The 10,205-nt window shown below is 51.2% G+C and carries 9 protein-coding genes; 2 read left to right on the top strand and 7 right to left on the bottom strand.

What is annotated here, in order from left to right:
• Positions 1 to 271: 271 nt before the first annotated feature.
• The 3 genes from SJI19_RS16105 to SJI19_RS16095 all read right to left on the bottom strand — a co-directional run bounded on the left by SJI19_RS16105 (position 272) and on the right by SJI19_RS16095 (position 2,126).
• Positions 272 to 508 (bottom strand): hypothetical protein, encoded by a 237-nt coding sequence (locus tag SJI19_RS16105; RefSeq protein WP_323479280.1) that lies wholly within the window; start codon positions 506 to 508, stop codon positions 272 to 274.
• An 11-nt stretch (positions 509 to 519) separates the two neighbouring features.
• Complete coding sequence (locus SJI19_RS16100; protein ID WP_323479279.1) at positions 520 to 1,752, bottom strand: MFS transporter; 1,233 nt, start codon at positions 1,750 to 1,752, stop codon at positions 520 to 522.
• A gap of 227 nt (positions 1,753 to 1,979) precedes the next feature.
• Positions 1,980 to 2,126 carry a hypothetical protein gene (locus tag SJI19_RS16095; RefSeq protein WP_323479278.1) on the bottom strand — a complete coding sequence of 49 codons (147 nt, stop codon included), beginning with the start codon at positions 2,124 to 2,126 and terminating at the stop codon, positions 1,980 to 1,982.
• Positions 2,127 to 2,355: 229 nt separating this feature from the next.
• Here SJI19_RS16095 and SJI19_RS16090 point away from each other — a divergent pair, with 229 nt between their 5' ends.
• Both SJI19_RS16090 and srsR read left to right on the top strand, forming a co-directional pair.
• Positions 2,356 to 3,540 (top strand): sugar transporter, encoded by a 1,185-nt coding sequence (locus tag SJI19_RS16090; protein WP_323479277.1) that lies wholly within the window; start codon positions 2,356 to 2,358, stop codon positions 3,538 to 3,540.
• A gap of 204 nt (positions 3,541 to 3,744) precedes the next feature.
• On the top strand, positions 3,745 to 4,659 hold the full coding sequence (gene srsR / locus SJI19_RS16085) for a LysR family transcriptional regulator SrsR (RefSeq protein WP_323479276.1): 915 nt from the start codon (positions 3,745 to 3,747) through the stop codon (positions 4,657 to 4,659).
• Here the strand turns inward: srsR and SJI19_RS16080 are convergent.
• Genes SJI19_RS16080 through scpA form a run of 4 tightly spaced genes read right to left on the bottom strand, consistent with a single transcriptional unit; the run spans position 4,654 to position 10,098 of the window.
• Positions 4,654 to 6,132 (bottom strand): succinate CoA transferase, encoded by a 1,479-nt coding sequence (locus SJI19_RS16080; protein ID WP_323479275.1) that lies wholly within the window; start codon positions 6,130 to 6,132, stop codon positions 4,654 to 4,656. The two genes, srsR and SJI19_RS16080, sit on opposite strands and share 6 nt — an antisense overlap.
• Positions 6,133 to 6,167: 35 nt before the next feature.
• Entirely contained in the window at positions 6,168 to 6,953 is a 786-nt protein-coding gene (gene scpB, locus SJI19_RS16075; RefSeq protein ID WP_323479274.1) for a methylmalonyl-CoA decarboxylase, read from the bottom strand.
• A 12-nt stretch (positions 6,954 to 6,965) separates the two neighbouring features.
• Positions 6,966 to 7,961 carry a methylmalonyl Co-A mutase-associated GTPase MeaB gene (gene meaB / locus SJI19_RS16070; protein WP_323479290.1) on the bottom strand — a complete coding sequence of 332 codons (996 nt, stop codon included), beginning with the start codon at positions 7,959 to 7,961 and terminating at the stop codon, positions 6,966 to 6,968.
• Positions 7,954 to 10,098 (bottom strand): methylmalonyl-CoA mutase, encoded by a 2,145-nt coding sequence (gene scpA / locus SJI19_RS16065; RefSeq protein ID WP_323479273.1) that lies wholly within the window; start codon positions 10,096 to 10,098, stop codon positions 7,954 to 7,956. Before scpA ends, meaB begins: the two co-directional genes overlap by 8 nt.
• Between the last annotated feature and the right edge of the window lie 107 nt (positions 10,099 to 10,205).

Genomic DNA, 10,205 nt, shown 5'->3' with positions numbered 1-10,205 from the left:
AATAGTTAAGCACTCTACCGGGCTGACTGATCAAGAGTTGGATAGTCTGATGGATCTGCAATAACCGCTATTTTTATTCGCTGTTTAAAAAGCCTATGCTCGCGAGTTGAGGGTTGCCCCGTATGTCAGAGTCGTTGAGACGATGCCCTTGTAGGGATTTTATCCTCAATCCAGGGGGCAAAGTATCTCTATGTCAGGTTTACCCAAGGCTCGCAAGGACGGCATTTTAAGTAAAATGTATTGCAGCACACCAGATGTTCGGTAAACGCCGTTAAATCGACGTACTCCCGGTTTCTGTCAGCAGATCTTGGCACATTTCGCCTCCTGCGGCCTCATATGCCTCGACACCGGCGAACTCGGCCAGTGAATTTTCCTTAGCAGACACTTCATCGATCAGCAGACGTTCACGCCGGTCCGATTCCACAGATCTGAGACGTTCTGCTTTTTTCAACATTAAGCCAGACGAACGAGCGTTCCTCCAGATTTGACTCTTATCATTAATTTTCATCTCATAGCATGTTATTTTTCTGCTATCTCTTTCACTGCCTTATGCGGACTATGCAGCTTTTTTAGCAGCCAGAATAAAAACAGTGGTTGAATCATCGTTAACAACATCGAAACACTTGCCAGTTGCGCAATATTTTCCAGACGACCATTAACATCGATCAGTATCATTGACGATAGCACTGCGGCTAACCCGCTGAACACATGCTGACAGACACTTTGCAAAGACATAAATGCTGCGCGTTCCCAAGGGTGTGGCACCTGAGTATTCACCGCGGCTGCTACAATGGTACGTGTTGCCGTCAATGCCATAAACAACGTAAAAATCACGAGGGGTGGCAACCACGGATTATGCATAAAGCCATCCAGCAGCAAGAAAATAATCACACCCGCGATGAGGATGGTAACAGGTAACGCACCCAGTTTATCGGTCAGTCGACCACCGCACTGCAACACGATCAAGCTGGCAATACCGCCAATCAAATAATAAAAGCTCATTGCATCACGCTCAACCCCAAGGTTAAATTGCAACCATGCAGCAAGGTTAGGAACAATAAGGAAAGTACTAAAAATAGCGATACCCATAGACATGAAAGCATTAATAACCAGATTGTTACTCAGCAAGGCTAGCAGCGAGACTTCTGTAGTCGGTGTATGTGCAGAGGAATTCAGATGCGTTGTCATATTCGGTAATAATAGCCAAATGGTAATCAGAGTCATCGCACTCAATGCTGTGACGACAAAAAAAGGGGCAGCCCAGCCATACAGCAACGACAGTTTTAACCCGAAAGGAACACCGGCGATAGCGGCAACAGAAAACGCGCCCATAACGATCGCCATGGCTCTCCCTCGTTGGGCAACGGGCACCTGGTCGGTTACAATCGTCAGCGCAATGGCGGTGGCAGGCCCGGCAAATAGCCCGGCTAGAATTCTGGCGCTAAACAGGCTTGGCATATTCCAAGCAAAAGCACAGAACAGCGTTGACAATGATAATCCGGTTAACGCCACCAGCACGACGTTCTTACGATCCAAACGATCAATAATTTTGGCGGTAAGCAATGAAGAAACCGCGGCGGCCAGAGTATAACTGCCACCAAGGTAGCCGATCCAAGCCGGTGAAATGCCCAGGTCGCGAGCCAGATCTGGGCCTAAAGGCATAATCATCATGAAGTCGAGCGCATTCACCAATTGAATTAAGGCCGCGAGTAGTACGGCCTTAAAGGCAAGGGGAGACATACTATCAGTCATATTAACCTCAATATTAAACGGCTTATCTGCCAGATAAGCCGAAATCCAACCCATAGAAAAGGCATAAGCATCTCAATTTGCTAACGCTTTACCATAAGGTGCTGGTAGTGAAAGCAATGTCAGACGATCAAACAACCCGCGTAACTAGGCGGTGGAGATAACATCATCAGTTTCAAATTGATGTGGTCGACAAATATGACCACCCTACCTGACTGTTCATGGAACAGTCACGCTGATGCGTTTGGCGTTGAGCCGCGGTTTACCAGTGAGGCTGGAGTGAAGTGACGCATTCGTGCGGTTTTGAAGAAGAATTTAAGTTTTTTAATCAGGATGTTAATGATGGTTTCGCTGCTGAGGGCACGTTTTGGTTCCATTGACCCTCATCCCCTTTAGAATGAATATCATAAAAAACAGATATGCTGGCAACGGCACGTCATGCTGGTTTTATCATTATTGTTCGCTATCCAGTGTCCGCTCATTTTAGTATAATATTACCGCACTATGCTGTCCCAGCCTTTCGTCTCGCAGGTCGGACTGTTGGATTTTTCTAACCTGATTGAACGTTAACCCCATCGATCGCCATCATATAGCCTGATTATTTCCATGGATAAAATTGAAGTTTCCCGTTCGACCGCCTGGTTGAGGGTTGTTACCCTCGCTTTTGCCGCGTTTATCTTTAATACCTCCGAATTCGTTCCGGTCGGCCTGTTGACTGATATCGGTAACAGTTTTTCCATGGAGACCGCCCAGGTAGGATTGATGTTAACCATCTACGCCTGGGTGGTGGCCCTGATGTCTCTGCCCTTCATGCTGATGACCAGCAATGTCGAGCGCCGTGGCCTATTGGTGAAAATTTTCATTTTATTTATTGCCTGCCACCTGCTCTCGTTTATTGCCTGGAATTTCTGGATCCTGGTGCTGGCGCGCATCGGCATTGCCATGGCTCATGCCATCTTCTGGTCAATTACCGCTTCCTTGGCCATTCGTGTGGCGCCCATGGGCAAAAAGACCCAGGCCATCAGCATGCTGGCCACCGGCACCGCACTGGCCATGGTGCTGGGTTTGCCGTTGGGACGGGTGATCGGTCAACTGTTAGGTTGGCGGGTCACTTTCCTGGTGATCGGTGGATTCGCTCTCGGCACGCTGGTATTCATTATGCGGCTGCTGCCCAAACTGCCCAGCGAACATTCAGGATCGTTGAAGAGCGTACCCTTATTATTCCGGCGTCCGGCGCTGGTCTCGCTGTATTTGCTGGCGGTGCTGATCGTCACCGCCCATTACACGGTGTACAGCTATATCGAACCCTTTATCCGCAGTGCGGCAGCCATGGGTGATGACTACACCACATTTTTGCTGCTGATTTTTGGCGGCTCTGGCATCATCGGCAGTATCATATTCAGCCTGTTCAGCAACAAATACCCTACCGCGCTGCTGATCACCGCCATCATGCTGGTGGTCCTGTGTCTGTTAGGGTTGCATTTCGCCGCCGCCGGTCGGACGGGTTTTGCCTTGCTAAGCGTGGTCTGGGGCATGGCGTTCATGGCCATAGGCCTGTGCATGCAGATGAAAGTCCTGGCCTTGGCACCGGATGCCACAGACGTTGCCATGTCGTTATTTTCCGGAATTTTTAATCTGGGCATCGGCGCGGGTGCACTACTGGGCAATCAGTTTATCCTGCGGGCCGATATCAGCAATATCGGCTATCTTGGCGCCATACTCGCTGCCGCCTCACTGGGTTGGTGTATCTATATTTTCCGCCACTACCCTGAGCAATTGGGCCGGGCGTAGTCAACGCCACTGCGACGTGAGAGATGCCAGGTTAGCCCATCGCTTTCACGTCGCAGTAAGGCGACAATCTGTGACTCACTTCTCGTTTCATCTGCAGGTATTTTGCTAATTCTATCCTAGGGTGCATGGGCGCCCTATTGTTGTGGTTTTTTATCATGACATCGCCAGGGTGTAGGCATGGGTTGTTGAGCTCGAGTGGTCACTATGAGTATTTTCGTTTCAAAAAAATTAGTTAATTTTATCGTGTTGGCGCAAACCAATAATATTGCTAAAGCCGCCGAAAAATTACATATGACGGCATCGCCTTTTGGCAAAAGCATCGCCGCGCTCGAGGAAATGGTAGGTTACGAGCTATTTTCACGCACGGATAACAGCATCAGCCTGAATAAAGCAGGACAGGAGCTTTATCAGATGCTTTACCCGATTTACCAGCGCCTGGCCGGCATCGATACGGATATTATGCTCGCGGTAAATCATCATCAAAAAAATTGCGTCATCGGTATCGACACTGCCTACCCCACCATGATTTTCGACCAACTCATCAGCTTCGGTGATAAATTTGACGGTTTTACCACCAAACCGTTCGACTTTAACGAAAACGATTTGGTCTCCGGACTGCTAGATCATAATGTGGATATGATTATTTCCCCGCAGCAGACCTCCACGCGGATTGCGGAAATATCCAGCATGCTGATCACCGCGCTGCCGCCGCTGCGGCTCGGATTTCTGGCATCACGTATTCACGATAATGTGCCGGCCAGCGAACTGTTGCACACCCTGCCGTGGTTGCAAATGCGTTTTCAACACCGGGCCAATTTTGAATCATTGATCGACTCGCATTTTCGCTATGCAGGCATCACACCGACCATTATTTACCGTCCGTACAGTTTTTTGGCCAAAATCAGCGCTGTCAGTCGGGGGCAATTTCTGACGGTGGTTCCCCATTTTGCCTACCGTTTTGTTAATCCAGCCTGCCTTAAGTATTTCGATGCCCCTAATCAGCCCATGTATATGCCGGAATATCTCTACTCGTTGAAAAATTGCAAAATGATTGGTCGCCTGGTGGAAGCGATTGAACACGATCGCAACGGCAACCCTGACGACCCGCTGGCGCTATAGAGCCAGCATACTGCCATGCTCGATCAGATTTTGATGCAGGTCGAAGGCATGAGCCAGATCATGATGAATATGACCGCTTTTGCCCCGGGCCAGGTACTGGTAAAGATACTCCTGATACATCGGGTGCGCGCAGTGCTCGATAATGGTCTGCGCCCGTTGCAGCGGCGACAGACCACGCAAATCGGCCACGCCATTTTCCGTGATGATCACCTTTACGCTGTGCTCACTGTGATCTACATGGGAGCACATGGGCACAATGGTGGAAATCTTGCCGCCTCGAGCAATGGAAGGCGCCATAAAGATCGACAGATAAGCATTTCGTTCAAAATCCCCGCTGCCGCCAATACCGTTCATTAAATTCACGCCAGCCACATGGGTAGAGTTGGCATGGCCGTAGATATCGAACTCCAGCCCAACGTTTAGCGCTATCACCCCGAGCCGACGAATGATCTCTGGGTTATTGGAAATCTCCTGTGGCCTGAGCACAATCCGCTCGCTGAAAAAATCCATATTGCCGTAGATATGCTGCAATATCGCCGGCGGCACGGTCAGGCTGGACGCACTGGCACCGAGGATTTTCCCTTGTTCCAGTAAGTCGATCACCGATGATTGCAGCACTTCGGAATACATCATAAACGGCGGAATTTCCGGATTTTTTCCCAGTGCTTTTAACACCGCGTTATTAATGTTTCCTACGCCGCTTTGCAGCGGTAAAAAACCGGCGGGTATCCGCTGAGCGTGCAACTCCGCCAGCAAAAACTGTTCCACATTATGGGCTATGGCGCTACACAGGGGGTTTTCGTTGCCAAACTCGGTAATTTGATCCGCCAGGTGGGTAGGCACCACCGCCACGATTTTTTTCGGATCAATTTGTACATAATTCTCGCCTACCCGGTCGAGCGTATGGAACACCGGAACCATCGAGCGCAGTGGCGGCGCGCCAAGTGAGACGATATCACTCATCTCCCTAATGCGTGGGGAGTGGTAGTCGTTCAACTCAATAATCACCTGCCGCGCCTGCTGCAAATAGACCGGCGAGTTGCCGATGCCACTGGTGAGATAGACCCGCCCTTCTGGTGTCACGGCCGACGCTTCGATCACCGCAATATCAATGGGGCCAAAAAAGCCGTAATTCACCATTTGCGCCACTTCACTTAAGTGCAAATCGACGAAGTTGACCGCGCCTTGGTTGATTTTCTCCCGCAGTACCGTGGCGGTCTGATACGGCGCCCGCCAAGAAACGGCCTCCGCTTCCGCCAACTGGTTATCCGCCAACGCACCAATGGATGCACCGGTCAGCAATTTTATCTGAAACGGTTGCTCACGCCGATGCAGTTCAGTCGCCCGTCGAGCCAGCGCCTCGGGCAGGGCTTTCGGCGCGCCGGCGGGGGTAAAACCGCTAAACGCCACCATATCGCCATGGGAAATTAACTCCGCAGCCTCATCCGCCGTCATTACCGTATAATCACTCATGATACATGCTCCTTTCGCCGGTTTGCCGGGCGGCTTTAATGGCCGATAAAATTTGCTTTGCGTTTTTCCATAAACGCCGCCATCCCTTCCTGATAGTCCTGGCTGTCATATACCACCCGCCGCAATCCCTGAATGCGTTCAAATTCATCAGAGTTCAATGTGTGCGCTTCGCCCAGCACCCGCAGCTCTTCCTTAATCACCGCCACCGCCAGCGGCGCTTTTTCCGCAATGGTACAGGCCATACGCATGGTAAATGTCTCCAGATCGGCGGGGTCAACTATATGGTTGAGAATGCCAACATTTAACGCCCGTTCGGCCGAGATCGGCGCGGCGGTAAAGATCAGCTCCTTGACGATATGGAAACCGGCGTCACGGATCAGATTATGGATCCCCACCAGGTTATACGGCACCCCCAGATTAACCGGCGTCATTGAGAAGGTGGACAAATTACTGGCGATAATAATGTCGGAACTCATAATCAGTTCAAACGCACCGCCCCAGACGCTACCTTCCACCATAGAAATAATCGGTTTTGGGAATTTCTGAATGGCTCGGGTAATCTGCCGCAGTGGATCATCATAAGCCAGAGGATCGCGCCGGGTTTTTGGCAATTCATGGATATCATGCCCAGCGGAAAATACCTTGGTACCTTGCGGCGCGCGCAGGATCACACAGCGGATATCGATATTATTCAAATCTTCCAGTGCTTGAAGAATATCGCGAATAAATACCGCGCTCAGCGCATTCAGTTTTTTGGAATAATTGAATTCAATAATACCCACTCGATTTTCTATCAGCACTTTGACAAATTCATACGCCATGATTCTTTTCCCTTAATGGTTTAATTTTTCAATAATATAGTGGGCAACATCGTTAACGGCGCCGCGCGGGGATGCATGGTGCCCTTCCACCTGTTGCAATGCCTGACTATAACGTGCCTGGACATCTGCTCGGGCAAACAGCGCCTGTAGCGTCTGTTCCTCAATCTGTTTACGCATTGCGTCGAGCTGCTGCTGTTTGCGCAGCGCCGTTAGCCGTTCCTCGACCGTCATTTGCCGATAAAAATCCTCGATGTCACACCAAATTTCGGCGATCCCCTGCTGAAGCAACGCACTGCAGGTTAAGACCCTCGGTGCCCACTCAGGATATTTGCGGCGCATGATGCTCAGCGAAGACTGGTACATTTGGCGCGTGAGCATCACCCGGGCGTGATTTTCACCATCGTCCTTATTGATCACCACAATATCCGCCATTTCCATGATGCCCTTTTTAATCCCTTGTAGTTCATCACCGGCACCGGCAATTTGTAGCGACAGGAAACAGTCAACCAGATGGGCGATATCCACTTCGGATTGCCCAACCCCCACCGTTTCGACGATCACCACGTCATATCCTGCGGCCTCGCATAACAACATCAGCTCTCGGGTCCGACGGCTGGTTCCCCCTAAATAACCGCCGGTGGGAACTGGCCGGATAAAAGCATGCTCTGCCCGGGAAAGCATCGACATGCGGGTTTTATCCCCCAGGATGCTACCGCCGCTCAGTGGACTGCTGGGATCGATGGCGATAATGGCGACCTTCAGCTCAAGGGTGAGCAAATAGCCGCCCAAAGCCTCAAGAAAGGTACTTTTACCGGCGCCGGGCACTCCGGTGATGCCCAAACGTTTCGCCTTACCGGTATGAGGCATAATCCGATCGAGCAATAACGTGGCCGATTCCTGATGCAGCGGATGGATACTCTCCACCAGCGTCATAGCCCGTGCCAGCGCCACCCGATCGCCAGCGATCAATTGCGTGGCCAGGCTGTCCATCTGCCCGACGTTAATCATGGCAGTCACTGATTTTGCTAAGGACATCACGCACGCTGGCCAACATCGGGGTGCCGGGTCCATAAATCGCGACCACACCGCGGGCATACAGGTAGTCATAATCCTGGGGCGGGATCACTCCGCCGGCCACCACTTTAATATCCGCCCGGCCATAATCCGCCAGGGCTTCCACCAGCGCCGGGATCAGTGTCTTATGCCCGGCAGCCAGCGACGACGCGCCAATCACATGCACATCATTCTCCACCGCCAGTTTGGCAATCTCTTGCGGGGTGGAGAACATCGGGCTGAGATCCACGTCAAAACCCAAGTCAGAATAGGCACTGGCAATCACCTTAGCGCCGCGATCGTGGCCATCCTGGCCCATTTTTGCCACCAGGATCCGTGGTCTGCGGCCCTGCTCCGCCAGAAAACGATCGGTAATGTTTTTTATCTGATCAAATTCCGCCGTACCTTCAGCACTCTGATGGTAACTATTGGCAATAACGCCGGTAACACAGTTGGTTTGAACCAGATAACGACCAAAAGCCTCTTCAATCGCCGTGGAAATCTCACCCAGCGTGGCGCGCAACCGCGCGGCGTGAATCGCCGCATCCAACAAATTACCCCCGTCGCGAGCCGCGTGTCCGATGGCAGCCAGCGCATCGGTCACGGCTGCGCTATCGCGGGTAGCACGGATCTGCCTTAAGCGCTCAACCTGTTCTATCCGTACCTTAACGTTGTCGATCTCCAACACCGACGTGGCATCCTCATGGGCGAGCTTGTATTTATTCACCCCGACGATCACCCGTTTTCCTTGATCAATCAGTGACTGCTGGCGGGCGGACGCTTCTTCGATCATCCGTTTGGGCAAACCGGCTTCAATGGCCTTGGCCATACCACCCACGTCACCAATTTGATGGATAATCTCCCGCGCCGCCTTAACCACTTGGTCGGTCAGGTTTTCGACATAATAGGAACCCGCCAGTGGATCCACCGTACGGCAGATTGCTGACTCTTCCTGCAGGATAATCTGGGTATTACGCGCGATACGTGCGGAGAAATCGGTAGGCAGGCCCAACGCTTCATCAAACGCATTGGTATGCAGCGACTGGGTCCCGCCCAAAGTGGCCCCCAAGGCCTCAATGGTCGTACGAATCACATTGTTATAGGGGTCTTGTTCCGTCAGGCTCCAGCCGGAGGTTTGACAATGGGTCCGTAGCGCCTGGGATTTAGGATTGGTGGAACCGAAACTGCTGACCGCCTCGCTCCATAAATAACGCGCGGCGCGCAGCATAGCCACGTTCATAAACAGATCCATACCGATGCCGAAGAAAAACGACAGCCGCGGAGCAAAATCATCAATATCCAGACCGGCAGCCAGCGCCGCCTGGATATATTCAATACCGTCGGCAATGGTAAACGCGACCTGCTGCACGCAATTGGCGCCAGCTTCCCCCATATGGTAGCCACTGATACTGATGGTATTAAATTTCGGCATATTGCTAGAACAATAGGCAATGATGTCAGAAATAATTCGCATCGACGGTTTTGGCGGATAAATATAGGTATTACGACACAGGTATTCTTTCAAAATATCATTTTGAATGGTACCGGTAAGCTGGGCCGGGGCAACCCCCTGTTCTTCAGCAGCGACAATATAAAAGGCCATGATCGGAATAACCGCGCCATTCATGGTCATGGAAACCGACATCTTATCCAGCGGGATCTGATCAAAGAGAATCTTCATGTCCTCTACGCTATCGATAGCCACACCGGCCTTGCCAACATCGCCAGCCACCCGATCGTTATCAGAATCGTAACCCCGGTGCGTAGGCAGGTCGAACGCGACCGACAATCCCTTTTGTCCACCGGCCAAATTGCGGCGATAAAAAGCGTTGGACTCGGTAGCTGTTGAAAAACCGGCATATTGTCGAATCGTCCACGGCTGGGCTGCATACATGGTCGCCCGAGGGCCGCGCACAAAAGGTGCCATGCCCGGCAATGAGCCGGTCACCTCAAGGTGATTAAGATCGTCAGCAGTGTAAAGCGGTTTAATAGTAATTTCTTCCGGCGTCTCGGTGCTAAGATCCGCCACGCTCTTTCCCAATCTCGCCAATTCTTTATTGGCAAGTTTTTCCCATACCTCTGACTGAGCCATTATTTTTCTCCGGATAGAATATATAATTTTTTTATTTTATTCAGACCTTGGTGGCGGCATAACAAGTCCCCTTACCAAATAGAGTCATTCGGTAATAACTTATATCC

The organism is Acerihabitans sp. TG2 (assembly GCF_035013185.1).
In the GTDB taxonomy this organism is placed as follows: domain Bacteria; phylum Pseudomonadota; class Gammaproteobacteria; order Enterobacterales; family Enterobacteriaceae; genus Acerihabitans.
Note: the sequence above shows the minus strand (reverse complement) of the source record. Positions and strands in the feature narration are given on the sequence as shown.

Coding starts and splice junctions, on each gene's coding strand:
- SJI19_RS16105 (WP_323479280.1), bottom strand. CDS start 508: ATGAAAATTAATGATAAGAGTCAAATCTGGAGGAACGCTCGTTCGTCT.
- SJI19_RS16100 (WP_323479279.1), bottom strand. CDS start 1,752: ATGACTGATAGTATGTCTCCCCTTGCCTTTAAGGCCGTACTACTCGCG.
- SJI19_RS16095 (WP_323479278.1), bottom strand. CDS start 2,126: ATGGAACCAAAACGTGCCCTCAGCAGCGAAACCATCATTAACATCCTG.
- SJI19_RS16090 (WP_323479277.1), top strand. CDS start 2,356: ATGGATAAAATTGAAGTTTCCCGTTCGACCGCCTGGTTGAGGGTTGTT.
- srsR (WP_323479276.1), top strand. CDS start 3,745: ATGAGTATTTTCGTTTCAAAAAAATTAGTTAATTTTATCGTGTTGGCG.
- SJI19_RS16080 (WP_323479275.1), bottom strand. CDS start 6,132: ATGAGTGATTATACGGTAATGACGGCGGATGAGGCTGCGGAGTTAATT.
- scpB (WP_323479274.1), bottom strand. CDS start 6,953: ATGGCGTATGAATTTGTCAAAGTGCTGATAGAAAATCGAGTGGGTATT.
- meaB (WP_323479290.1), bottom strand. CDS start 7,961: ATGATTAACGTCGGGCAGATGGACAGCCTGGCCACGCAATTGATCGCT.
- scpA (WP_323479273.1), bottom strand. CDS start 10,098: ATGGCTCAGTCAGAGGTATGGGAAAAACTTGCCAATAAAGAATTGGCG.